The following is a 24141-nucleotide window of genomic DNA, read 5'->3' as shown; positions in this document are numbered from 1 at the left end:
AACGATTGTGAGGCGATCGAGATGTCGAAACGCGTATTGATCGTCCACAACGAGTACCAGTTCCACGGGGGCGAGGATTCCGTCGTCGCCCAGGAGATCGGCGCCCTCGAACGGGCCGGCTGCGACGTCCGCCTCTTCACCTTGAGCAACAAATCCATCGTCACACCGGTCGACCGCCTGCGCGCGGCGTTCCAATCGGTGAATTCGCCGAAGAACATCGGCCTCGTCCTGAAGGAGATCGATCTCTTCCGGCCGGACGTGGTCCACGTCCACAATTACTTCCCGTTGATCTCGCCGATGGTGCATGTGGCCGTCCGCAAGACGGGAACGCCCACGATCCAGACGCTGCACAATTACCGGATCATGTGCGCCAACGCGATGCTGACGCGGAACGGCTCGCCCTGCGAGGTCTGCGTCGGCGGCTCCGCCTACAACGCGGTGCTGCACCGGTGCTACCGGGATTCCCGGCTCGGATCGCTCGCGGTGGCGCGGTCCATCCAGCATCACAGGCAGACCGGCACCTGGGCGAACCATGTCGACCGTTTCATCGCGCTGACCGAGTTCGAGCGCAGCCGGTTCATCGCGGCGGGCCTGCCCGGACACCGCATCGCCGTGAAGGCGAACGGGCTCGCCGATCCCGGCCCGGTCTCGGCAGATGCGCGGGAGGGATTACTGTTCGTGGGACGCCTCACCACCGAGAAGGGCGTCGAGACCCTCGATGCCGCGGCCAGGATCGCCGGCTGCAGGGTCACGGTCATCGGAACGGGGCCGCTGGCCGCGCAGGTCGCCGCCTCGCCCGATCTCGACGACCGGGGCCAGGTCACCCCGGCGCAGGTTCGCGCCGCGATGAGGGGGGCAAGGGCCCTGATCGTCCCCTCGCTCTGGTACGAGGGATTGCCGATGGTGGTGGTCGAAGCCTTCGCCATGGGCCTGCCGGTGATCGCGTCGCGGATCGGCTCGCTGGCCGAGATCGTCTCGGACGAGGTGACCGGCCTGCACGCCGCCCCGGGCGACGCCGCCGATCTCGCCCGCGCCATGACGCGGATCCTGTCAGATCGTGCCGCGTCCGAGCGCATGAGCCGGGCGGCACGGCTGAAATACGAAACCTGCTGGAGCGAAACCGTCACCACGAACCAGCTCCTGGGGATCTACGCCGAGGCGATGGACTCGCACCGGACGATGCCGATCGCGGTCTAGAGCGCTCTCCGCCGAAGTGGATGCCGGTTCGGCGAAAAAGAGCGCGGCAGAACAAAGGCCTGGAGATGTGCCCCGACCCAACGTGGTCGGGGCTTAGCTCCGGGAGCCTCTTTGAACCGTTTTCCAAGGCTCGACCTCATCCTGAGGTGCCGCGTAGCGGCCTCGAAGGAGCCCTCCAGGGATCGCCTTGGTGGCTGGAGCGCTCCTTCGAGGCCCTTTGCTCGGGCAAAGGGCACATCAGGACGAGATGATCTGGTGGGACGATCGACCCTCGCAAGTGAACCGGCCGAAACATCCCATCGAACGCCCCTCAGAGTGCCCACATAACTCCCGGCCCGTCGAATGAGGTCGCCCGCGTGATCCAGTCCCCTCTCGACACCGCCCTCCCCCTCGGCCGCTCCGCCGACGACTTCACCGAACGCTACTCCCGCGCCCTCGTCATCGTGCTCCTGGGCTACGCGGTGCTGGGGAAGACCTTCGCCTATCTGGGAATCCCGCCGCTCTTCGTCGGCGAGATGGCCCTGGCCGGGGGGCTCATCGCGCTGCTGCGGTCCGGATGCTGGCTCGCCATCCTGGCGACGCCGGCGAGCCGGATGCTCATCGTCCTGATGGGCTGGGTCCTCTACCGGACCGTGCCGTATCTGGGCCCCTACGGGATGGACGCCCCCCGGGACAGCGTGCTGGCCCTCTACGGCCTGTTCGCCCTGATCGTCGTCGCCCTGCTGCTGGAGGAACCCGGCCGGTTCGGGCGGGCCATGGACGCCTATGGCCGGTTCGCGCGGTTCTATGCCCTGGCCGGCGGCATCGTGTACGGCCTGAGTTCGGCGTTCCTGAAGATCCCCGGCACCGAGATCCAGATCCCCAGCGTCCGGGCCGGCGAGGCCGCCAGCCACCTCGCGGCCATCGCCGTCTTCGTCCTGCTGGGGCTCGGCCGCTTCTCGCGCCTCTGGATCGCCGTGCTGATGGCGAGCATGATCGTCGTCACCTCGAGCCGCGGCGCCATGCTGACCTGCCTCGTGCCGGTGGTGGTCGCGGCGATCGCCGGGCGGCGGCTGCGACAGTTCATGCCCATCGTCCTGGTGTTTTTCGTCGCCGCGATCATCGCGACGCTGTTCGATCTCAGCGTCCAGCTTCCCGGCAACGAGCGGGCGACCGGACCCAAGCAGATCGTCGAAGGCCTGAAGAGCGTGGTCGGCGTCAGCGAGGCCTCGAATTTCGAGGCGACCAAGGAGTTCCGCCTGCGCTGGTGGGCGACGATTCAAGATTACACGTTGCGCGGGCCGTATTTCTGGACGGGCAAGGGCTTCGGGGTGAACATCGCCCTCGAGGACGGCTACAAGCAATGGGTGACGGCCGACGCGGTGCTGCGCAGCCCCCACAACGTCAACATGACCTATCTGGCGCGCTCGGGCGTCCCCGGCCTCGTGCTGTGGCTCGGCGTGCTGGCGACCTGGTTCACGATGCTGTTCCACAGCCTGCTCTGGGCCCGCCGGCGCGGGGAGGAGCACTGGGCCAAGCTGTTCATCTGGATCGGCTGCTACGGCCTCGGCATGTTCGTGGACGCGTGTTTCGACGTGGCGCTCGAAGGACCGATGCTGGGCATCTGGTTCTGGTGCGTCTTCGGCTTCGGCATCGGCGCCAGCATGATCTTCCGCTCCCCCCTCGGGCGCAGCTTTCGGCACGGCGAGGATCGCGCCGGCCCATGAGGGCCGGTCCATGAGGGCCGGTAACCTGCTCTAACCTTGAACAATCCCTGGTTCGGACCGGATCTAAGTAGTCATACCACGGTACGGCCTTTCGCAGGTCTCGACTGTTCCAGGCTTCGGAGGCCGGGATGACGGGGGCCGCTCCAAGACGTCGGTTTCGGCTTCCACGCCTACGTGCAAGAGCGTTTTACCACCCGAGGCTTGCTGAAATCGAGGCTTCAGCGAGCGCGGAATCATTGACCTACAGGCAGTCATACGCGCTCGACACGACAGATTTGAAGTGTTCATTTTTTCTTGTTGCACGCGATGTCCCCATGTTATTCAATCGTCATAGAATTCGACCCTGATGGAGGGAGCAACGACGATCCGCGGATATTTGTAACCTGAAATAATAACATTTGTTTCATCACGATCACCTGCTCAGCACGACGACCCGATTTTCGATCGACTGCTATGAGACTGCGTCTCGCCTTCGCAGCAGGACGACAGTGCGACGTTCATACGGCGGCATTTCATTCATGCCGGCAGAGCGATGGCCATGCCATCTATTTCCAAGTCTTCATTGGAGTTAGCCCGATGCCACTCAGTATCAATGCTTCTTCCGAACCTCCCCAATCCGATTTCCTTCCCAGCATGATCGTCGGACCGGATAGTCTGACCTCTGCGACCACGACCATACCCACCATCGTCATTGGCCCGAGAGGGCTCGAACGGGACGGTCTCGTTGGAATATTGAACCAGAACGGATATTCAGTCCTCGATTCGATAGACGATATTGCAGATCTACAGATCGGATACATGCCGGAGCTGATCATTCTGAGCGAGTTCGGCCAGGATGAGATCGAGGGAGCGCTGGTTCCCCTGGTGCAGTCCCACTTTCCCACGGCCCGGATCGTCGCCCTGACGGCCGAGACCGATCCGGCGGTGCCACGGTACCTGCTGCAGAGGGGCATCCAGGCCTGCCTGAACCGGAGCGCGCAGCCGATCGCCTTGATCCGATCGCTGAACGTCGTGATGGGCGGCAACATCGTGATCTCCATCGGTGCCGCCTCGCATCTGACCGGGGGCAGCAACGGCTTCCCGAGGCCGGCTCTCATGCGGTTCGCCAAGGGCGTAGAGACGGCGCCCGCAGCGGCATCGGATCTCTCGCATCGCGAGATCGAAGTCCTCGCCTGCTTGTCGACCGGGCATTCCAACAAGTCGATCGCCCGGGAATTGCGGATCTCCGAGGCAACGGTGAAGATCCACGTCAAGAACGTCTTGAGAAAGATCAATGTCAGCAACCGGACCCAGGCGGCGGTCTGGGTTTCGAAACACGGCACCCCGACGGTCGGCTGCCGCCGGAACGGCCGGGCCGCGTGACCCGGACCGGCGGCGCGCCCGATGACGGTGCGCCGCCGGTCGCCTATGCGCCGGCGACGTGCAGGACGATGTCGCGCCGGTGCGGCCGGTCGCGGTGTTCGATGAGATAGATGCCCTGCCACGTGCCGAGGACGAGGCGTCCGTCGATGACGGGGATCGTCAGCCCCGAATCCGTCAGCAGGGTGCGGATATGCGCCGGCATGTCGTCGGGGCCTTCCGCCGAATGGATGTACCCGCCACCGGGATGGCGCGGGGCGAGCCCGTCCAGGGCCGCCATCAGGTCGCTCTGCACGTCGGGATCGGCATTCTCCTGGATCGTCAGGGAGGCCGAAGTGTGCCGGCAGAAGAGCGTGAGCAGACCCTGTTCGATACCGCTGCGCCCGAGGAAATCGGCCACTGCCGCCGTGACATCGGTGAAGCCCTGGCCCCGCGTCGAGACGGTGAAGCGGGCGCTGGCCTGGCGCCGGATCTCGCCTTCCTGAAAACCTTCGATCCCGCCGATCCTGCCTGCAGCCGTCATGATGCCTCCTCGTCGATCGATGCGCCCGGCGCGATTTCCCGCTCGCCGCGCGCCAGGATGGTCTCCAGAATTCCGATCCCGTCCGCCTCGGCGGCGGGCTTGTCCCAGCGGATGCGGTGGACGCGGGGGAAGCGCATGGCGACGCCGGATTTGTGCCGGGTGGAGCGCTGCACGCCCTCGAAGGCGATCTCCAGGACGAGGCCCTCCTCCGGCCCGTAGGCCACCTCGCGCACGGGGCCGAAGCGTTTGGTCGTGTGGTTGCGGACGAAGCGGTCGAGCTTGGCGAGCTCCGCATCGGTGAAGCCGTGATAGGCCTTGCCTACAGGCACCAGTTCTCGCCCACCCTCCGGCCGCTCGCGCCAGACCCCGAACGTGTAGTCCGAGTAGAAGGACGAGCGTTTGCCGTGGCCGCGCTGGGCATACATCATCACGGCATCGACGAGATGCGGCTCGCGCTTCCACTTCCACCACGGACCCTTGGGACGGCCGGGCAGATAGGGGCTGTCGCGCAGCTTCAGCATCACCCCCTCGATGGCGTCGGCATCCTCGCCCGCCCCCACGCTCGCGGGATCGGCGCGAGCCTCGGCGAGATCGTCCCAGGTCTCGAACGTCACCAGCGGCGAGAGGTCGATGCGGGCGTGATCCAGGGCGGCGACGAAACTCTCGAGCCGCGCGCGGCGGGTCGCGAAGGGCAGCGGGCGCAGATCCTCGCCCTCCGCCGTGAGGAGGTCGTAGGCCCGCACATGGGCCGGGAATTCCTCCAGCAGCTTGGGCGTCACGGCCTTCCGGTTGAGGCGCTGCTGCAGCACGTTGAAGCTCTGAACCCGCTCCTCCCGCAGGATCAGCAATTCGCCGTCGATGGTGCCCGTGAAGGTGATCGCCTCGGCGAGATCGGGGAAGGCATGTGTGATGTCCTCGCCGGTGCGCGAATAGACCCGCGCCACCTGCTCCCCGGCCTCGTCACGGCCGCCCGAGAGCTGGACGCGGATGCCGTCCCATTTCCACTCGCCCGAGAAGGCGGCCGGATCGAGTTTTTCGAAGTCCGTTTCCTCGTCGATCGGGTGGGAGAGCATCGGCGGGCGGAACGGCGCCGGGTTGAGGGTGGTGGGCCGCTCCCCCCTCCCCTCGACCCAGGCGAACAGGCCGAGATACGGCGGCTCCAGCCCGTGCCAGACCTCCTCCACCGCATCGGCCTCGTGGCCGCCGAGCGCCCCCACCGCCGTCTTGGCGAGGCGGGCGGAGACGCCGACGCGAAGCGCCCCGGTGATGAGCTTCAACAGCGCCCAGCGCCCGGTCTCGTCGAGGGCATCGAGCCAGCCGGCGATATGGGCCGGCAGGTCGGCCTTCTTCACGGTGGCGAGGGTCTCGACCACTTCCGAGAGGGTCGGGATGTGCGGCGGCGGGTTGTTGTGGCCCGGACCGGCCGCTGCTGCATCCCCTCCCCCCTCTGCGGGGGAGGGTGCCTGCGGAGCAGGCGGGAGAGGGGACGACCTTTCCGGATACGGCGCTCCCCTCTCCCGACCCTCGCTGACGCGAGGGCCACCCTCCCCCGCAGAGGGGGGAGGGTTTTGAGACGGCCAGATCAGCGCGGTGGTCTCGGCGAGATCGCCCACGTAATTATGCGAGAGCGCGAACAGCACCGGGTCGACCCGCGCTTCCACCAGCCCGCGGATCATCGCCGGCTTGGCCTCGCGGAAGTTGAGGTTGCCGGTCATGGCGGCCAGCGCCCAGCCCCGCTCCGGGTCGGGCGCATGGGCGAAATAATCCTGCAGCAGGCGCAGCTTGGCGTTGCGGCGCGGCTCGTAGGCGAGGCGGTCGAGGAGATGGGCGAAGTCGTTCACGCGGCGGCCTCCTCGGCCGGCGCGGCGGTTTCGCCCTCGCCGTCATCGCCATAGCCCAGCATGTGGAGCGGCTTGGCCTTGATCCCTTGCGTCCCGCACCAATGCACCAGGGCGTCCTCCTGTCCGTGGGTGACCCAGACCTCGCCGGCCCCGGTCTCTCGGATGGTGCGGCAGAGGTCCGGCCAGTCGGAATGGTCGGAGATGACGAGGGGGAGTTCGGCGCCCTTCTGCCGGGCGCGGGCGCGCACCCGCATCCAGCCCGAGGCGAAGGAGGTGACGGGATCGGGGAATTTGCGCGACCACACGTCCTGGATCGCCGAAGGCGGGCAGAGCACGATGGCGCCGTGGAGTTTTCCGCGCTCCGTCGCGACGACCTTCGGCGTCTCCCCGAGCGGGATGCCCTCGCGCTTGTAGAGCTCGGTCAATTTCTCCATGGCGCCGTGGAGATAGATCGGTTCGTCGTAGCCGGCCTCCCGCAGCAGGGCCATGACCCGCTGCGCCTTGCCGAGCGCATAGGCGCCGACGATGTGGGCGCGCTCGGGGAACAGCGCGACGGAATCGAGGAGCTTGCGGACCTCGCCCGCCGTGTCCGGCATCCGGAAGACCGGCAGGCCGAAGGTCGCCTCGGTGATGAAGACATCGCAGGGCACGACCTCGAAGGGCAGGCAGGTCGGGTCGTAGGCGCGCTTGTAATCGCCCGACACCACCACCCGGACGCCCTGGGCTTGGATGGAGATCTGGGCCGAGCCGAGGACATGGCCGGCGGGCGCGAAACGCACCGTCACGTCGCCGATGCGGATGTCCTCGCCGAGCACCGCCTCCTGGCGCGCCTCGCAGAAATCCTCGCCGTAGCGCACGGCCATGATCCGCAGGGTCTGGCCCGTGGCCAGCACCTTGCCGTGGCCGGACCGGGCATGGTCGGCATGGCCGTGGGTGATGAGGGCGCGCGGCACCGGCCAGGTCGGGTCCACGTGGAACCCGCCCAGCGGACAATACAGCCCCTCGCGGGTCAGGGTCAGGAGGTCGCTCGCACTCAGGCTCATGCGGGATGCCGAACTGCGAAGGGCCGAACTGCGAAGGGCTGAACATGGGGATGGCGGATCATGCGACGTGATATAGGGCGCTCGCATGAACCCGCGAGCGCAGACGTCACTTCAGAACAGTTCGGGCGATCTCCTCGCCGACCGGCGCTACGCCTATGCGGAGGCCTGTCTCTCCGAGGGCGATGCGGAGGGCGCGGCCGAGATGGCCGAGCAGGTCCTGGAGATCGCGCCGCGTTACGCGGCGGCGTGGTTCCTGCTCGGACGGGCGCGAGAGGCCCGCCACCTCGCCACAGCGGATGTCGCCCACCACCATGCCGCCTTGCGGGCCTATGGCAACGCCCTCGACCTCGACCCGCATGACGAACTCGGGGCCCGGCTGCGCCTCGTCCAGATCGGCGAGGGCGCGGCTTTGGGGGCGATCTCGCCGGCCTATATCCGCGCCCTGTTCGACGGCTACGCCCCGCGATTCGAGCGCCACCTCGTGGGCGAGTTGCAATATCGCGGGCCGGAACTGCTGGTGAGGGCCCTCGACGGGCTGGACGGCGCGCGGGCGGATTTCGGCGACGTGATCGACCTCGGCTGCGGCACCGGCCTGGTGGGCGAGGCTTTGAATGGGCGCACGCGAACCCTGACGGGAATCGACATCTCCCCCGGCATGCTCACCGAAGCCGCCCGGCGGCGGCGCTACGACAGGCTCATCGAGGGCGATCTCGTCCCCATTCTCCGAGGCGAGAAGCAAGACAGCGCCGATCTCGTCATCGCGGCGGACGTCTTCATCTATGTCGGCGGCCTTTCCCCGGTCATGGCCGAGACCGCCCGCATTCTCAGGCCCACGGGCCTCGTGGCCTTCACGGTGCAGTGGAACCCCGATGGCGGCCTCGTTCTCGGTGCCGATGCACGCTACGCCCATGGCGAGCGCTACCTGCGCCGGCTGGCCGACGAGGCCGGTCTGGACCTGCTCGCTCTCGAACCGGCCGTGATCCGCCGCGAGCGCGGGAGCGAGGTGGCGGCGCGCGTCGTCCTGTTGCGCAAACCGGGTCCTCCGGCGCCTTAATCCCAATTGCGCGCGATTGAGTTGAACCGAAGCGGGCCGGCATGTGTTGCACGGCACGACACTCCCCCATTCATCCGCACCAACGCGGCGCAGGCGGTTTATCCGTCGCGTCCGATCGGTAAGGTCCGGCCTTCTCCCGACCCTTACAATCCTCTTCCAGGAGCCTGTTCAGACGCATGGCCGATAAGACCGACAAGTCGTTTCCCGCGAGCCCGAGCACGCGCATTCCCTTCGCACTCGCCCTCTCGGCACTGGCCGGATGCGCCGATTCCATCGGCTTCCTCGAATTTTCACAGCTCTTCATGTCGTTCATGAGCGGCAACACCACCCGCTTCGGCGTCTCGGTGAGCAAGTTCGATTGGGAGAGCACGGCGCGGGTCAGCTCGGTCATCGTCATGTTCTGCTTCGGCGCCTTCATCGGCACACTGATCGCGGCCTGGGTCGGGCGCTGGCGGCTCTCGGTGATGCTGCTGCTGCAGGCGGTGCTCCTCGCGATCGGCCTCGTCATGCCCTACGGCACCTTCTCCTGGCCGCTGCACGTCTATCCCATCGTCATCGCGCTCGGCCTCCAGAACGCCACGCTGCAGGACGAGGCCGGGCGCAGCCTCGCCCTCACCTATGTCACGGGCGCCGTGGTCCGCTTCGGCACCGGGCTCGCCAACCTGCTGATGGGCAAGGTCGCGCCGTCGTTCTGGATCCAGGCGCCGCTCTGGGGCGCCCTCAGCACCGGGGCGGTGATCGGCGGCTTCCTCCAGACCCGTTTCGGCGAGGACGCCTTCCTGTTCCCGGCGGCCCTCGCGGCGCTCCTCGCCCTGATCGCCATCGCCCTCACCGTGCTGAAGCCCGGCAGCGCCTATGTCACCGGCGCGGAAGAATATCATCCGCCGGATGCAAGGGGACCGGTGAAGTAAGAGCGTGTTTCATCGGATCTCCGGGCGGATCTTCATGCCGGAGCCGATCGTCTGCCGAAGTCGATTATCCCAGCAGACCACCTCAGGGTGAGGTAAAGCCTTGGAAAGAAACCTCAAATAGGCCCTGCGACCGGCGGATGATGAATGGACCTCATCCCCGTCCGCCGAACGCGTCGAGAACGACCATCGGTCGGGATCGGCGCCGCTTGGCGATCCGTCTCAATCGCCTCCGCCGTCGCTGCGCAGGCGCTTGGTGGCGCCGCGGCGGGATTTCTCGTCGAGGCGGCGCTTCTTCGAGGCGAGGGTCGGGCGCGTCGCCCGGCGCGGCGTCGGCGGCACCGCCGCCTCGGCGACGAGGGCGGCGAGGCGCTCCCGCGCATCGGCCCGGTTGCGGTCCTGCGTCCGGAATTGCTGGGCCATGATGACGATGACGCCGTCCTGGGTCAGCCGCCGCCCGGCGAGGCGCATCAGGCGCACCGCCACGGCGTCGGGCAGGGAGTGCGAGCGCCGCGCATCGAAGCGGAGCTGCACCGCCGTGGAGAGCTTGTTGACGTTCTGCCCGCCCGGTCCCGAGGCGCGCACGAACGTCTCTTCGAGTTCGGCCTCGTCGATGGCGAGATGCGGGGTGCATTGCAGGGCCATCGCCACCATATTCCTCGTATGCCGGAGCCGCTCAGGCGGCCTCGGACGGCGCCTTCGCCTTCACCGCAAGGGCGTGGAGCCCGCGCTTGAACGCCTCGTCGAGAACACCGTTCACGATCCGGTGGCGCTCGACCCGGCTCTTCCCCTCGAATGCGGCGGAGACGATCTCGACACGGAAATGCGTCTCGCCCTCGGGCCGTGCGCCCGAATGGCCCGCATGCAGATGGGATTCGTCCACGACCACCAGGGTTTGCGGCGCCAGTTGCGCGTCGAGCGCTCCGGTGATCCAATCCTTGAGCGTGCCGGCCATCGTGTCCTCGTCTTTCCGTCGCTTCGTTCCTAGCCTGTAGGCGCCCGGAGGCTTCGGGGTCGTCAACCCCCGATCTCCGCATGCGTCATCAGGCCCGCCGCCCTTGTGTCTCGGACCCGCCCTCTCATAATCGCCCCACCATGGATCTCAACTCGCGTCTGTTCGACAGCATCCGCATCAAGCGCAAACCCTCCTGCGACGAGCCCAAGGCTGCGTCCCAGACGGGCTGCGAGACCCCCGGCTGCACCAATGCCGGGCTCTACCGCGCTCCCAAGGGTCGCAAGGCGGAAGGCCAGTACTGGCGCTTCTGCATCGACCACGTGCGCGCCTACAACGCCACCTACAACTACTTCGACGGCATGAACGACGCCGCCGTCCAGGCCTACCAGAAGGACGCCGTGATCGGGCACCGCCCGACCTGGGCGATGGGCGTGAACCCGGCGACGCGGGCGGCCGGGGCGAAACCGGGCGACCCGAAGCGCGACTGGGCCTATGTCGACCCGCTCGACATCCTGCGCAGCGAAGGCGTCGGCGAGACCTCGCGCCGGGCCAAGCCCGAGCCGAGCCGGCCGCGCCTGACGGTGGCCGCCCTGAAGGCCCTCGACGTGCTCGGCCTCGACGAGAACGCCGACACGGCCGCCATCAAGGCGCAGTACAAGGTGCTGGTGAAGCGCTTCCACCCCGACGCCAATGGCGGCGACCGCTCGTTCGAGGAGCGGCTGCGCGACATCATTCGCGCCCACGACACCCTGCGCGCTGCCGGCCTGTGCTGAGCCGGGTGCCGCGAACCGGCACGAACGATGCACGTTTTTGCAAATGACGTGCGGTGGGAGGCGGCAAACCGCGCGGGAGGCCCTATATCGAGTTCTCGCACCCCTTGGCGTCCGCCGACGCAGCCCCTTAAAGGTGGTATTCCACGTCTCGCCCCGTGCGGGACCCGGCAATGCCCACCGAGATAGATCCGCGAGCCCGGCCCATGCCGGCGCCCGCCCCGACGAGGTCCCGTATGCTTTCTGACGACACCCCCGCCTCGCTGCCCGACCGGATGGTCTCCGTCCGCGAGGCCTTCGGCATCGATCTCGACCTCAAGGTGCCGGCCTTCTCGCAGAGCGAGGAGCACGTTCCCGATCTCGACCCGGATTACATCTTCGATCGCGAGACCACCCTGGCGATCCTGGCGGGCTTCGCCCGTAACCGGCGCGTGATGGTCACCGGCTATCACGGCACCGGCAAGTCGACCCATATCGAGCAGGTCGCCGCCCGCCTGAACTGGCCCTGCATCCGGATCAACCTCGACAGCCACGTCTCCCGCATCGATCTCGTCGGCAAGGACGCGATCGTGCTGAAGGACGGCAAGCAGATCACCGCCTTCCAGGACGGCATCCTGCCCTGGGCGCTGCAGAACAACGTGGCGCTGGTCTTCGACGAATACGATGCCGGCCGCCCGGACGTGATGTTCGTGATCCAGCGCGTGCTCGAAGTCTCGGGCCGCCTGACGCTGCTCGACCAGAAGCGAGTGATCCGCCCCCACCCGGCCTTCCGCCTGTTCGCCACCGCCAACACGGTGGGGCTGGGCGACACGTCCGGCCTCTATCACGGCACCCAGCAGATCAACCAGGGCCAGATGGACCGCTGGTCCATCGTGACGACGCTGAACTACCTCGCCCATGACCGCGAGGTGGACATCGTCCTGTCGAAGGCGCTGCATTACCAGCGCGACGGCGGCCGCGACATCGTCAGCCGCATGGTCCGCGTCGCCGACCTGACCCGCAACGCCTTCATGAACGGCGATCTCTCCACCGTCATGAGCCCGCGCACGGTGATCACCTGGGCCGAGAACGCCGACATCTTCCAGGATATCGGCTTCGCCTTCCGGGTGACCTTCCTCAACAAGTGCGACGAGCTGGAGCGCACCCTGGTGGCGGAATTCTACCAGCGCGCCTTCGGCAAGGAACTGCCCGAGAGCGCGATGAACGTGGCGCTGAGCTGAGGATCGACGCGGAGGACGCGATGGCCGAACCGGCCTTGAAGGGTGAGACACGGGAATCGTCACCGTCCGAGCGCGCACCGAATCGTGCGCGCTACGAGGATGACTTCTATTCGTGGCTGATCCAGCAAGCCGATCTCCTGCGCGCCCGTCGCTTCGAGGAGCTCGATCTCGAGCACATGGCCGAGGAACTCGAGGATTTGTCGAAGAGCGAGTTCGCCAAGCTTCAGAGCACCCTGCGCGTCCTCGTCATGCACATGCTGAAATGGGACCAGCAGCCGGAGCACCGCACGCCGAGCTGGATCTTCTCGATCCGTGAGCAGCGGCGGCGCTACGGGCGGATCTTGTCCAGCAATCCCGGGCTGAAGCCTCGCATCGACGAGGCGCTGAGCGACGCCTACCCGGACGCACGCGATTGGGCCGCCGACGAGACCCATCTGCCGCCGGATGAGTTTCCCGCGGAATGCCCCTACGGCTGGGACGACATCCTGGACCGCCCCTTCGATTTCGACTCGGTGAAGAAGTAGCGATCGTGGCCATCTCGAACCGCAAAGCCGGCGAACGCCGGGAGCCCATCGCCGAACCGCTGAAGCGTTCGGTCGCCGGATGCCTGCGCGCCATCGCCAAGCGCTCCGAGATCGAGGTGGTCTATGCCAGCGACCGGCCGGCGCTCACCGGCGACAAGGCGCGCCTGCCCGAGCCGCCGCGCAAGCTGACGCCGGAGGATGTGGCGATCCTGCGCGGCAATGCCGATTCCATGGCGCTGCGCCTCGGCTGCCACGATGTGGCCGTCCATCGCCGTCTCGCCCCCGAGAATGCCGGCGCGCGCGCCGTGTTCGATGCCGTCGAGCAGGCCCGCGTGGAGGCCATCGGCTCGCGCCGCATGGCAGGCGTGGCCTCGAACCTCACGGCCATGCTGGAGGACCGCTACCATCGCGGCGGCAAGTACGAGGACATTACCGACCGGGCCGATGCCCCGATGGAGGATGCCGTCGCCCTGATGGTGCGCGAGCGCCTGACCGGCGAAGCCCCGCCCAAGGCCGCGCGCAAGATCGTCGACCTCTGGCGCTCCCATATCGAGGAGAAGGCCGGCCCCAGCCTGGACGGCCTCATCGGCAATCTCGAGAACCAGCGCTCCTTCGCCCGCTCCGTGCGCGAGTTGCTGTCCTCCCTCGACATGGCTGACGAGACGCCGCTGGACCCCGAGGACGACGACAACGAGGACGACAACGAAGGGCAGGACGACGAGCAGACCCCGAGCGAGGGCGAAGCCGAGGAGCAGTCCCAGGGCGACAAGTCCGAGATGGAGACCTCCGAGGAAGCCTCGGACGAGCTGCAGGACGGCGCCACGGAAGCCGCCGACGCTCCCTCCGGCGAATTGCCGGACGAGTCCGAGAACGCCGAATCCGAGGAGGCCTCCGAGGCCAAGCGTCCGCCCAACAACCGGCCCGTCGAGCCGCGCGGCCCCGAATACAAGGTGTTCAATCCCCGCTTCGACGAGATGATCGACGCCGAGGATCTGTGCGACGCCGAAGAGCTCGCGCGCCTGCGCACCTATCTCGACAAGCAGCTCGCCCATCTCCAGGGCGTGGTCGGGCGCCTCGCCAACCGGCTGCAGCGCCGGCTTCTGGCCCAGCAGAACCGGGCCTGGGAATTCGACCTCGAAGAAGGCCAGCTCGATCCGGCCCGCCTCGTGCGGGTGATGACCGACCCGTTCCAGCCGCTCTCGTTCAAGCGCGAGAAGGACACGAATTTTCGCGATACCGTCGTCACGCTGCTGCTCGACAATTCGGGCTCCATGCGCGGCCGGCCGATCACCGTGGCGGCCACCTGCGCCGACATCCTGGCGCGGACCCTGGAGCGCTGCGGCGTCAAGGTGGAGATCCTGGGCTTCACCACCCGCGCCTGGAAGGGCGGCCAATCGCGCGAGGCGTGGCTGGCGGCGGGCAAGCCCAACGGTCCCGGCCGTCTGAACGACCTGCGCCACATCATCTACAAGAGCGCCGACGCTCCCTGGCGCCGGGCGCGGAAAAACCTCGGGCTGATGATGCGCGAGGGTCTGCTCAAGGAGAACATCGACGGCGAGGCCCTGGACTGGGCGCACAAGCGCCTGCTCGCCCGGCCCGAACAGCGCAAGATCCTGATGGTGATCTCGGATGGCGCGCCGGTCGACGATTCGACCCTCTCGGTCAATCCGGGCAATTATCTCGAACGCCACCTGCGCTGGATGATCGAGGACATCGAGACCCGCTCACCGGTGGAACTCCTCGCCATCGGCATCGGCCACGACGTGACCCGCTACTACCGCCGCGCCGTCACCATCATCGACGCCGAGGAGCTCGGCGGGGCGATGACGGAGAAGCTGGCGGAGCTGTTCGAGGAAGATGCGGGTGCTGCCGTGCCCGTGCGCAGGGCTGCGGGCGGGCGGCGGTAGACGTCGGGCTCTAACGGATAGAGCTTGTGCGATGGGCCGATTTCCAGTCGGCTCTGTCGCACTCAATTGCAACACGTGCCGCCTGAACGTCTGTTTGTGGTGTCTTTCCAAGGCATTACCTCATCCTGAGGTGCCGCGTAGCGGCCTCGAAGGAGGCCTCCAGGGATCGCGTGACATCTGGAGGGCTCCTTCGAGGCCCTTTGCTCCTGCAAAGGGCTCCTCAGGATGAGGTGGTCTGATTGGCGGATCGACTTTGGTATGAGCAGCCGACAAGAAATCAGATCGAACAAGCTCTGAGAGCAGTCATCACTTCAGTTCGACCGTCTCAGCAGATACTGAACTACTCCAGACACTGCATACCGCCGCCTCGAACAGCCATCATTGGTTAGACCCGGCAACTCAGGTGTTCATCCCTCGGTAAGTTTGACAGTCGCCGCCGCTGTCGCCAAGCACATGTAGACCGGCTCATGTCGCACTGGGGCACGGAGACGAGCTTCAGGCGTGCCCAGGCAAGCTGCCTATCAGGGCAAGCCATACCGGTGTTTGCGGAAGGCAGATGACGAAAGCTGTCACAACAACAATCGAACAAGGAAGAGTCTCGCCTTTTTTACTCATCGTCCGCGCCGCGAAAAACAGAACGACGACTCCAATCGCTATCATGACCAGGAAGGCGGGAAAAACAGCATTGGGCCCTATCCATAGACTCGCAGCGGCAACGAACTTTGCTACGCCGCCGCCGACTAGGCCAATTGTAAAAAAGAAGAGTCCGATCAAGAACATGCCGGCCGCAAGAGCAAAATGCCCAAAAACGCCTTCAGGCACGCGAAAGAACATAACCACCAGTGTATAGGCGGCTGTCATGCTGAAAGGAATCCAGTTTGGAATAGGTATATCTTTCATCGTACCAGTCTATCATCATCAAAATTAAATAAACGTTAATTCTATCAGCATTACCAGCTAATTTATCAACAACAAGCGGATTCTCATCGCCGCATAGTCAACCCAAGATTTATCTAGTTCCGCACCTTTCTTCGGTTCCTCATCATAGCCGAGATGCAGATTGATTAACGGCTACCATCGCCCCTACGGCACCAACCGCATCTCCAACCGTCCCAGCATCCGCCCGAACACGGCAGGATCGTCGAGGGCGCGGGCGAGGACGAGGCCGCCTTGGATCGCCAGGACGGCATCCTCGGCGAGGGAATCCGCTTCGGCGGTCGGGCGCCCGGCGCGGATCAGCGCCTGCGCCAGGGCCTCACGCCAATCCCGGAAGTAGCCGGCGATCCGGTCCGCGAACCCGTCGCGTCCCTCGGTGAGGGCGAAGGCGCCCACGAGGCAAGCCCTTCGGCCGGAGCGAAAATAGGCGTCCGTCTCCGACAGCATCAGCCGGATCGCCGCCCGTGGATCGGGATCGTCGCGCAGGGGCGCGTAGACCTTCTCCTCGAACCACGCGCCGATGGCGTCGAGGACGGCCTCAGCCATCTCGGCCTTGCCGCCGGGGAAGGCGTGATAGAGGCTGCCCTTGCCGAGCCCGGTGCGGGCTCCGATGAGGGTGAGGCTCGCACCCTCGTAGCCGTATTCGCGAAAGACCTCGGCGATGGCGGGCAGCGCGTCCTCCCGCGCGCCCGGCTTCTTCGCCATGTTCTTGTCAGAGCCCGAGATCGGTGAGGCCGGGATGGTCGTCGGGGCGCGGCGCGGCGCGGTCCCAGTGGAACTTGCGCTCCGATTCGGAGATCGCGAGGTCGTTGATGCTGGCATGGCGCAGCCGCATCAGGCCGTTGGCGTCGAACTCCCAGTTCTCGTTGCCATAGGCGCGGAACCAGTCGCCGGCCGCATCGTGGAACTCGTAGGCGAAGCGCACAGCGATCCGGTCCTCGGTGAAGGCCCAGATCTCCTTGATGAGCCGGTATTCGTGCTCCTTCGCCCATTTGCGGGTGAGGAACTCGACGATGGCCGCACGGCCCGAGAAGAATTCCGAGCGGTTCCGCCAGCGGCTATCCGCCGTGTAGGCCAGCGAGACCTTTTCGGGGTTGCAGCCGTTCCAGCCGTTCTCGGCGGCGCGGACCTTCTGGATCGCGGTCTCGCGGGTGAAGGGGGGCAGCGGTGGACGGGATTCGGACATCGGCTCGGGCTCCTGCGCTTGTCTGTACCGATCGGTACAAACACTCCGCACGTGGGTCAAGGCGTCGAACCGTTCAGGTGTGACCGAGGATGGCGAGCCAGGCCACGGTGGTGGCGACCGCGAGCAGGGTCGAGAGCATGACGGCAGCGGCGATCAACCCGGTCTCGGCCTTGTAGCGGACGGCCAGCAGGTAGGAGTTGATGCCCACGGGCATCGCCGCGAACAGGGTGGCGACCCCGGCATAGGCGGGCGGCATGGTGAAGACGTGGAAGGCCAGCACCCAGACCGCCAGCGGATGCAGCACCAGCTTCAGGGTCGTCACCACCATGGCGCCGGGCAGGTCGTGCAGCACCCGGTAGCGCACGAGGCCGGCGCCGAGCGCGATCAGCGCGCAGGTGGAGGCGGTGCCGGCCAGCGCATCCACCAGCGACTTGACCATGCCGCCGGGCGCGAGCCCGAAGCTTCTCAGGACGAGACCGAGCATCAGCGACAGGAAGATCGGGTTGCGGAACAGGACGAGGACGAGCCCCTTCAGCCGTTTGAGGATCGATTGCTGTCCGTCCGATTCGATGAGGAAGGTGGCGCAGCCCATCATCAGCGGCAGGTGGACGGCGAGCAGCATGAAGAGCGGGAAGGCGCCTTCGTCGCCATAGGCCTGCAGGATCATCGGCACGCCGATGAAGATCGTGTTCGATTGGCTGGCCGCGAATCCGTGCAGGATCGCCCCCGTCCGGCCGACGCCCTCGCGGCGCAGGCCGATCAGCGAGCCGACGAGCCAGGACAGGCCGGCGCCGCCGAAATAGCTGAACCAGTACGCCCAGGTGACCTCGCCGGTGAGACCCGGCCGCGTCAGCGTCGCGATGATGAGCGCCGGCACCGCGATGGCGAAGACGTATTCGGAGAGCCCATCGCTGACCTTCTCCGACAGGAACCCGGCGAGCGCCGCGACCCAGCCGATGAGGATCAGCCCGAAGATCGGGGCGATGAGCGACAGCACGGTCATCGGGAAGAGCCGGATAGTGGGCCAGTCGGAATCAACGCGAACGGCCGCCGCATGCACAAAGCATGCGGCGGCCGTTCGAGATTAAAATGAGACGTCGAGCGTGATCGAAGCCGGCTCTCGCCGACGCTTCGATATCGCAGCCTCAGGCGGCGGCCGGGGTCTCGACTTCGGCGAGCTTCTTGTGCAGCTCGCGCTTGATCAGACGGGCCGTCTGCGACAGCTCGATCTCGCGAGCCTTGATGAGGAAGGCATCGAGGCCACCGCGATGCTCGACCGAGCGCAGGGCGTGAGCCGTGACGCGCAGGCGAACCCGACGCTTCAGGGCGTCGGACTGCAGGGTGACCTGGCACAGGTTCGGCAGGAACCGGCACTTGGTCTTACGGTTCGAGTGGCTCACGAGGTGGCCGGTCTGCACGGCTTTGCCCGTGAGTTCGCAACGGCGCGACATTGTTCTAAATCCCGTCTCGTTCCGCGTCTGATCGGGCGATGGCGGAAGACCGGTCGCAACGCGCCACGGGCCTCACGCACGCCAAACTCCGATCGAGCGGCGTCTCATTGAAGGCGCGAGCCTATAGGTGACGGGCGGGGCATCCGTCAAGGGCGGCGCTGCGTTTTGCCCATCGGAATAACCGCGCTCCGGGGCCGGTGCAGCGCCATCCAGGCGCCCCGCGCCGCGGCATCCATACGATGTATTAACCACGAACGGGGACGATGAGTGAACGATGCCGCCCGGTCTCTCCTGCCGCGCGGTTCCAAGCCTTGGAACATCAGAGCCTCACGCCATGTGCGCCATGCGCCTCCTCCGCGCCAGCCTCCTCGCCGCCCTCGGCGTGATTCCCGCCTCCGAGGGATTCGCGCGGCCGAAGGCCACCTCCGCCAAAACTGCGGCACCGGCGACGGTGACGGTGGATTACGGCATCGCGCTGGCCGGCATCCCCATCGGCACCGCGCAGGTCTCGGGCCTGTTCGAGACCACGCGCTACCGCATGGACGTGTCGGCCCGCCTCACCGGCCTCGTGGGCGCGGTGACCGGCGGCATGGGCTCGGCCCGGGCCAACGGCCTCATCGCCGAGGGGCCGCAGCCGAACACCTTCGCCATCTCCACCAAGACCTCGAATTCCGGCATCGCCGTGCGGATGGCGCTGGCGCGCGGCAACGTCACCCAATCCGAGGTGACGCCGCCCCTGATCGACATGGGCGACCGCGTGCCGGTGACCCCGGCCAACAAGCGCGGCATCGTCGATCCGGCCAGCGCCCTGATGATGCCGGCGGTGAGCCGGGGCGAGCTCACCGACCAGGCCAATTGCAACCGCACCATCCCGATCTTCGACGGCGCGACGCGCTTCAACGTGGTGCTGAGCTACGGCGAGACGCGCAACGTCGAGAAGCCCGGCTATTCCGGGCCGGTCCTCGTCTGCAACGCTCGCTACCAGGCCATTGCCGGGCATCGCCCCGACCGGCCGGGCGTGAAGTTCATGGAGGACAACCGCGACATGTCGGTGTGGCTGGCGCCGGTCGAGGGCACCCGCGTGCTGCTGCCGGTGCGCATCGCCGTGCGGACGACGCTCGGCACCAACATCATCGAGGCGACCCGGTGGAGCCGTGGCGGGGCGCCGAGCCAGGTGGCGCAGGCGGCTTCGGTCGATCCATGACGGCGAATCGGGCCTGAACCATGGACCAGGCCATCGACATTCCGGTCTCGCGCCCTCGCTCGGTGGGCATGTTCGTCATCGCCCTGTGTTTCACGGTCGGCTGTGCCTCGATCCTCTACGCCCGGCCCGGAATCCATGGGCACGCTTTCGAGCCCGGCAGCTTTCACACATTCCTGATCTGGTTCGGATTGTTCTTCTTCGGCGCCGCCAGCGTCGTCAGCGCCCCCCGGATGTTCCGTTCGGGCACGCTGGTTTCCGTCGGGCGGCAGGGGATCTTCGACCGCCGCCTGTCGAGCGGCTGGATCCCCTGGGACGCGGTCGAGGACCTCAAACCGGTCATGCGGGGACGCCAGCACTATTTCGTCCTTCGCGTCGATCCCGAACGCTCGGGCGAATTGCCGATCTTCAAAGGGCGGCGCAGGATGGCCCCCTTCACCGGGCTCGGCGCCTATGGCTATGCCATCGGCGGCGCCGATCTCCAGGGCGGGTTCGCGGCCCTCGGCGACGCCCTGTCCGGCACTGCCCTCTGGCGGGCCCCCTCGGGTACCGGGACTCGCTGATGTCGCATCTGCCCCGCTCTCTTCGCTTCCTCACCCTCGCGGGCTGCCTCGTCGCGGTGGCGGGCCATGCCGGTCCCGGCCATGCGGGCGAGCTCAGCTCGGACATCTCGCCCTGCGGGGGCGACGCCTATTCCTCGGCGGAGGTGATCGAGGGCCGCTCGCCACGGCGCGGCCCTCTCGTGGCGATGCCGGACACGCTCTGCGCCGATCTCGCGCCGCAGCAGCCGGCGAACCCGGTGGAGATCTATGTCGATCCTTATGGGTACCGGGGCGGTGGCTATCGCGGGGGTGACGCCCCATATGGCGGGGAGACGCAGCGTGGGGTCCGACCGTCCGGACGGCCCCTGCGCAGCGGCGACTGACCCGAGGCGGCCATCTCGACGGGCCGTCATGAGACCCTGCCGCCGGCCGCTTTCGCCGAAGGGACCCGTCCCGCACACATGACGCGCCGCTCCCTCCCCCCGCAGGCCCGCTCACGCGGCGTCACGGCGGTGCTCGGGCCGACCAATACCGGCAAGACCCATCTCGCCATCGAGCGGATGCTCGCGCATCCGACGGGGATGATCGGCCTGCCCCTGCGCCTGCTGGCGCGGGAGGTCTACCTGCGCGTCGTCGCGCGGGTGGGGGTAGAGCAGGTCGCCCTCGTCACCGGCGAGGAGAAGATCAAGCCGGACCGGCCGCGCTACTGGATCTCGACCATCGAGGCGATGCCGCGCGACCTCGACGTCGCCTTCGTGGCCATCGACGAAATCCAGCTCGCCGCCGACATGGACCGCGGCTACGTCTTCACCGACCGCCTGCTGCACCAGCGCGGGCGCGAGGAGACGTTGCTGATCGGCTCCTCCACCATGCTGCCCCTGGTGCAGTCGCTGATTCCCGGCGTGCACACCACCACCCGCCCGCGCCTGTCGAAGCTCACCTTCGCGGGAGAGAAGAAGCTCGGGCGCCTGCCCCGGCGCACGGCCATCGTCGCCTTCTCGGCGGAGGAGGTCTACGCCATCGCCGAGCTGATCCGGCGCCAGCGCGGCGGGGCCGCCGTGGTGCTCGGTGCGCTGTCTCCGCGCACCCGGAACGCCCAGGTGGAGCTCTACCAATCGGGCGATGTCGACTACCTCATCGCCACCGACGCGGTGGGGATGGGCCTCAACCTCGATGTCGATCACGTCGCCTTCGCGGCGAACTGGAAATACGACGGCACGCGCTTCCGCAGGCTGACGCCCCCGGAGATGGGGCAGATCGCGGGACGCGCCGGACGCCACCTCTCGGACGGCACCTTCGGCTCCACGGGGCGCTGCGCCCCGTTCGAGCCCGAGATGATCGAGGCCCTGGAGAACCACGATTTCGAGCCGGTGCGCGTGCTGCAATGGCGCAACCCCGATCTCGACTTCTCCTCGCTGAAGGCCCTTCAGGAGAGCCTGGACGAGCATCCGAACGAGAAGGGACTGACCCGCGCGCCCATGGGCGAGGACCAGTCGGCCCTCGAAATCCTGATGCGCGAGGACGACATCCGCGACATCGCCACCAATCCGACGGTGGTGCGACGCCTGTGGGACACCTGCGGCGTGCCCGATTACCGCAAGGTCCACCCCCAGACCCATGCGGATCTCGTCGCCCAGCTGTTCCGATTCCTCATGCGGGGCATGGCCGGGCGCATCCCCAACGACTGGTTCGCCAAGCACGTGGCGATGATCGACCGCACCGACGGCGACATCGACGCCCTGTCCCAGCGCATCGCCCAGGGGCGAACCTGGACCTTCGTCGCGAACCGTCCGGACTGGCTGATTGATCCGGTGCATTGGCAGGGCGAGACGCGTCGGGTAGAGGACAGGCTGTCTGACGCCCTGCACGAGCGCCTTGCGAGCCGTTTCGTCGATCGGCGCACTAGCGTCCTGATGCGGCGCCTGAGAGAGAATACGATGTTGGAAGCTGAGATCACCGCCGGCGGGGACGTTACCGTCGAGGGCCAGCATGTCGGCCATCTGCACGGGTTTCAGTTCGTCGCCGACCCGGGCGCGGAAGGCCACGAGGCCAAGACCCTGCGCAGCGCCGCCGAAAAGGCGCTGGGCGGCGAGATCGAGGCGCGCGCCGAGCGCTTCTCGGCCGCGGCGGATTCGTCCCTGGTCCTGTCCCATGACGGCATCATCCGCTGGACCGGAGACCCGGTCGCCAAGCTGACGCCGGGCGACAAGCTGTTCGAGCCGCATGTGCGGCTGCTCGCCGACGAGCAGCTGACCGGCCCGGCCCGCGACAAGGTCGAGGCCCGGCTGGTCGCCTGGTTGAAGGCCTATGTGGTCCGGCTCCTCGGTCCGCTGATCGAGATCGAGACCGCCGCCGACCTCGTCGGCCTGTCGAAGGGCATCGGCTACCAGGTCGTGGAATCCCTCGGCGTGCTGGAGCGCGCCAAGGTGATGCACGAGATGCGCACCCTCGATCAGGAGGGCCGTGGCGCGCTGCGCCGTCACGGGGTCCGCTTCGGCGCCTATCACATCTTCCTGCCGGCCCTGCTCAAGCCGGCGCCGCGCACCCTGGCCGCCCAGCTCTGGGCGCTGAAGAACGGCGGCCTCGACCAGCGCGGCCTCGACGAGATCGCGCATCTGGCCGGCTCCGGCCGGACCTCGATCAAGGTCGATCCCGAGATCGCCAAGGGTCTCTACCGCGCCGCCGGCTTCCGGGTCTGTGGCGAGCGCGCCGTGCGCGTCGACATCCTGGAGCGTCTCGCCGACCTGATCCGCCCGGCCGTCACCTACCGCCCCGGCACCACGCCGGGCGAGGCGCCCGCCGGCACCGCCGATGGCGACGCCTTCGTCGCCACCGTGGGCATGACCTCGCTGGTCGGCTGTTCGGGGGAGGATTTCGGCTCGATCCTGAAATCCCTCGGCTATGCACCTGAAACGCGCCCCGGCCCGGCGATCACCGTGCCGCTTCTTCCGGCCGCGTCGACCCGCCCCATCGCACCCGCAGCCGCATCGACCGACGACGCGGTGACGGCGTCCGAGGAGGCCGCACCCGCGACCGAAGACGAGGCCAAGCCGGACGCCGAGACGCCTTCGGAAGGCGAGACGGCTTCTCGAGACGGGACGACCACCGAAGACGAGACCTCGCCCGACACGGCCGAGCCCGTGGCGGAAGGCGTGCCCGATCCCGAGACGGTGTCCTTCGAGGCCGCCCCTGCGGAGGACGAGCCGGCACCGGCCGCCGAAGCGCCGGTGGATGCCGCAGAGGAACCCGAGGCGGCCCCCGTTCCCGTAGCGGAATCCGCAGCCCTCGCCGGCATCGAGCCGGAAACGGCCGAGACGGCCTCCCCTGATGCGGCCGAGGGCGAAACGCCCGTGGAATCCGCCCCGGCCGAGCCGGTGATGGTCGAGGTCTGGCGCCTGCAGCGGCATCAGCGCAGCTCCGCTCCGCGGCAGAACCGCCCGCGCGGCGGTCGCGATAACGCTCAGGCGGGCGATCGTGGTCCCGGCGAAGGCCGCCAGGACCGTCGCCCCGCTCATGCCGGCGGCCCGGACGGTGCCCAGCGCAACCGTGGCGGCCAGGGCGAGCGGAGTGGACAAGGCGAGAGGCAGGATGGTGGGCGTCGCGATGGCGGCCGGCCGGATGGCGGGCGTCCGCCGCGTCGCGAGCGTTTCGAGCCCGGCCGGGTCCGGCCCGAGCGCCGGGACGAGGGTCGTTCCGCCGCACCGCAGGAACAGCGTCCGCAGCGACGCGAACGGGCTCCGGATCCGGATTCGCCCTTCGCCAAGCTGGCCGCCCTCAAGGCCCAGCTCGAAGCCGGCGACGGCGGCAAGCGCTGAACC

23 protein-coding genes are annotated in these 24141 nt (G+C 67.4%); 13 read left to right on the top strand and 10 right to left on the bottom strand.

All coding sequences use genetic code 11. From position 1 onward, the window contains the following. Window positions 1-21: 21 nt before the first annotated feature. The 3 genes from IPV08_RS12985 to IPV08_RS12975 all read left to right on the top strand — a co-directional run bounded on the left by IPV08_RS12985 (window position 22) and on the right by IPV08_RS12975 (window position 4265). Window positions 22-1197, top strand: coding sequence for a glycosyltransferase (locus IPV08_RS12985; RefSeq protein WP_207412173.1), 1176 nt, complete (start codon window positions 22-24; stop codon window positions 1195-1197). Window positions 1198-1553: 356 nt separating this feature from the next. Beyond that, the gene (locus IPV08_RS25065; RefSeq protein WP_207412172.1) at window positions 1554-2903 is read left to right on the top strand and encodes an O-antigen ligase family protein; all 1350 of its coding nucleotides are present in this window, start codon (window positions 1554-1556) and stop codon (window positions 2901-2903) included. Window positions 2904-3701: 798 nt separating this feature from the next. Further along, entirely contained in the window at window positions 3702-4265 is a 564-nt protein-coding gene (locus IPV08_RS12975; protein WP_156467629.1) for a response regulator transcription factor, read from the top strand. 43 nt (window positions 4266-4308) lie between these two features. Here the strand turns inward: IPV08_RS12975 and IPV08_RS12970 are convergent, their stop codons facing one another. The 3 genes from IPV08_RS12970 to IPV08_RS12960 are packed head-to-tail and all read right to left on the bottom strand — an operon-like array spanning window position 4309 to window position 7669. Continuing rightward, the gene (locus tag IPV08_RS12970; RefSeq protein WP_207412171.1) at window positions 4309-4785 is read right to left on the bottom strand and encodes a secondary thiamine-phosphate synthase enzyme YjbQ; all 477 of its coding nucleotides are present in this window, start codon (window positions 4783-4785) and stop codon (window positions 4309-4311) included. After that, complete coding sequence (locus tag IPV08_RS12965) at window positions 4782-6626, bottom strand: cisplatin damage response ATP-dependent DNA ligase (RefSeq protein WP_207412170.1); 1845 nt, start codon at window positions 6624-6626, stop codon at window positions 4782-4784. The genes IPV08_RS12970 and IPV08_RS12965 overlap by 4 nt, the downstream gene beginning before the upstream one ends. Further along, window positions 6623-7669: a ligase-associated DNA damage response exonuclease gene (locus IPV08_RS12960; RefSeq protein ID WP_056422470.1), complete on the bottom strand. Its 1047-nt coding sequence runs from the start codon at window positions 7667-7669 to the stop codon at window positions 6623-6625. Before IPV08_RS12960 ends, IPV08_RS12965 begins: the two co-directional genes overlap by 4 nt. A gap of 85 nt (window positions 7670-7754) precedes the next feature. Between IPV08_RS12960 and IPV08_RS12955 the strand changes: the two genes are divergently transcribed. Then, window positions 7755-8723 carry a methyltransferase domain-containing protein gene (locus tag IPV08_RS12955; protein ID WP_207412169.1) on the top strand — a complete coding sequence of 323 codons (969 nt, stop codon included), beginning with the start codon at window positions 7755-7757 and terminating at the stop codon, window positions 8721-8723. Between the two features lie 176 nt (window positions 8724-8899). Next, window positions 8900-9634, top strand: coding sequence for a YoaK family protein (locus tag IPV08_RS12950; protein WP_056422475.1), 735 nt, complete (start codon window positions 8900-8902; stop codon window positions 9632-9634). 219 nt (window positions 9635-9853) lie between these two features. On the opposite strand, the gene arfB is transcribed toward IPV08_RS12950, so the two are convergent. Both arfB and IPV08_RS12940 read right to left on the bottom strand, forming a co-directional pair. After that, window positions 9854-10276, bottom strand: coding sequence for an alternative ribosome rescue aminoacyl-tRNA hydrolase ArfB (arfB, locus tag IPV08_RS12945; protein WP_200919010.1), 423 nt, complete (start codon window positions 10274-10276; stop codon window positions 9854-9856). A gap of 31 nt (window positions 10277-10307) precedes the next feature. After that, entirely contained in the window at window positions 10308-10586 is a 279-nt protein-coding gene (locus tag IPV08_RS12940) for a BolA family protein (protein WP_056422480.1), read from the bottom strand. 140 nt (window positions 10587-10726) lie between these two features. On the opposite strand from IPV08_RS12940, the gene IPV08_RS12935 reads away from it, so the two are divergent. The 4 genes from IPV08_RS12935 (at window position 10727) to cobT (ending at window position 15007) form a co-directional block, all read left to right on the top strand. Beyond that, a complete protein-coding gene (locus IPV08_RS12935) occupies window positions 10727-11359 on the top strand; it encodes a DnaJ domain-containing protein (protein ID WP_056422483.1) in 633 nt (210 codons plus the stop codon). A 233-nt stretch (window positions 11360-11592) separates the two neighbouring features. Then, window positions 11593-12576, top strand: a complete 984-nt coding sequence (gene cobS, locus IPV08_RS12930; RefSeq protein WP_056422487.1) for a cobaltochelatase subunit CobS — start codon at window positions 11593-11595, stop codon at window positions 12574-12576. Between the two features lie 20 nt (window positions 12577-12596). Further along, on the top strand, window positions 12597-13100 hold the full coding sequence (locus IPV08_RS12925; protein WP_056422490.1) for a DUF29 domain-containing protein: 504 nt from the start codon (window positions 12597-12599) through the stop codon (window positions 13098-13100). A gap of 5 nt (window positions 13101-13105) precedes the next feature. Next, window positions 13106-15007, top strand: a complete 1902-nt coding sequence (gene cobT, locus IPV08_RS12920; RefSeq protein ID WP_207412168.1) for a cobaltochelatase subunit CobT — start codon at window positions 13106-13108, stop codon at window positions 15005-15007. A 495-nt stretch (window positions 15008-15502) separates the two neighbouring features. Here cobT and IPV08_RS12915 read toward each other — a convergent pair whose 3' ends face one another. The 5 genes from IPV08_RS12915 to rpmB form a co-directional block, all read right to left on the bottom strand. Continuing rightward, complete coding sequence (locus tag IPV08_RS12915) at window positions 15503-15907, bottom strand: hypothetical protein (protein ID WP_207412167.1); 405 nt, start codon at window positions 15905-15907, stop codon at window positions 15503-15505. A 183-nt stretch (window positions 15908-16090) separates the two neighbouring features. After that, complete coding sequence (locus tag IPV08_RS12910; protein WP_207412166.1) at window positions 16091-16648, bottom strand: TetR/AcrR family transcriptional regulator; 558 nt, start codon at window positions 16646-16648, stop codon at window positions 16091-16093. A gap of 7 nt (window positions 16649-16655) precedes the next feature. Continuing rightward, window positions 16656-17129, bottom strand: coding sequence for a nuclear transport factor 2 family protein (locus tag IPV08_RS12905; RefSeq protein ID WP_207412165.1), 474 nt, complete (start codon window positions 17127-17129; stop codon window positions 16656-16658). A gap of 73 nt (window positions 17130-17202) precedes the next feature. Continuing rightward, entirely contained in the window at window positions 17203-18132 is a 930-nt protein-coding gene (locus tag IPV08_RS12900) for an AEC family transporter (RefSeq protein ID WP_207412164.1), read from the bottom strand. A gap of 142 nt (window positions 18133-18274) precedes the next feature. Continuing rightward, window positions 18275-18580 (bottom strand): 50S ribosomal protein L28, encoded by a 306-nt coding sequence (rpmB, locus tag IPV08_RS12895; RefSeq protein WP_018046086.1) that lies wholly within the window; start codon window positions 18578-18580, stop codon window positions 18275-18277. A 334-nt stretch (window positions 18581-18914) separates the two neighbouring features. Here rpmB and IPV08_RS12890 point away from each other — a divergent pair, with 334 nt between their 5' ends. From IPV08_RS12890 to IPV08_RS12875, 4 genes are all read left to right on the top strand, one after another. Then, window positions 18915-19784, top strand: a complete 870-nt coding sequence (locus tag IPV08_RS12890) for a DUF3108 domain-containing protein (protein WP_207412163.1) — start codon at window positions 18915-18917, stop codon at window positions 19782-19784. A gap of 20 nt (window positions 19785-19804) precedes the next feature. After that, the gene (locus IPV08_RS12885) at window positions 19805-20344 is read left to right on the top strand and encodes a hypothetical protein (RefSeq protein WP_207412162.1); all 540 of its coding nucleotides are present in this window, start codon (window positions 19805-19807) and stop codon (window positions 20342-20344) included. Then, the gene (locus IPV08_RS12880; protein WP_246747937.1) at window positions 20344-20706 is read left to right on the top strand and encodes a hypothetical protein; all 363 of its coding nucleotides are present in this window, start codon (window positions 20344-20346) and stop codon (window positions 20704-20706) included. Before IPV08_RS12885 ends, IPV08_RS12880 begins: the two co-directional genes overlap by 1 nt. Before the next feature lie 78 nt (window positions 20707-20784). Beyond that, window positions 20785-24138 (top strand): helicase-related protein, encoded by a 3354-nt coding sequence (locus IPV08_RS12875; protein ID WP_207412161.1) that lies wholly within the window; start codon window positions 20785-20787, stop codon window positions 24136-24138. The last annotated feature ends 3 nt before the right edge of the window (window positions 24139-24141 follow it).

It is taken from the genome of Methylobacterium sp. SD274 (assembly GCF_017355285.1).
Classification (GTDB): Bacteria; Pseudomonadota; Alphaproteobacteria; order Rhizobiales; family Beijerinckiaceae; genus Methylobacterium.
Note: the sequence above shows the minus strand (reverse complement) of the source record. Positions and strands in the feature narration are given on the sequence as shown.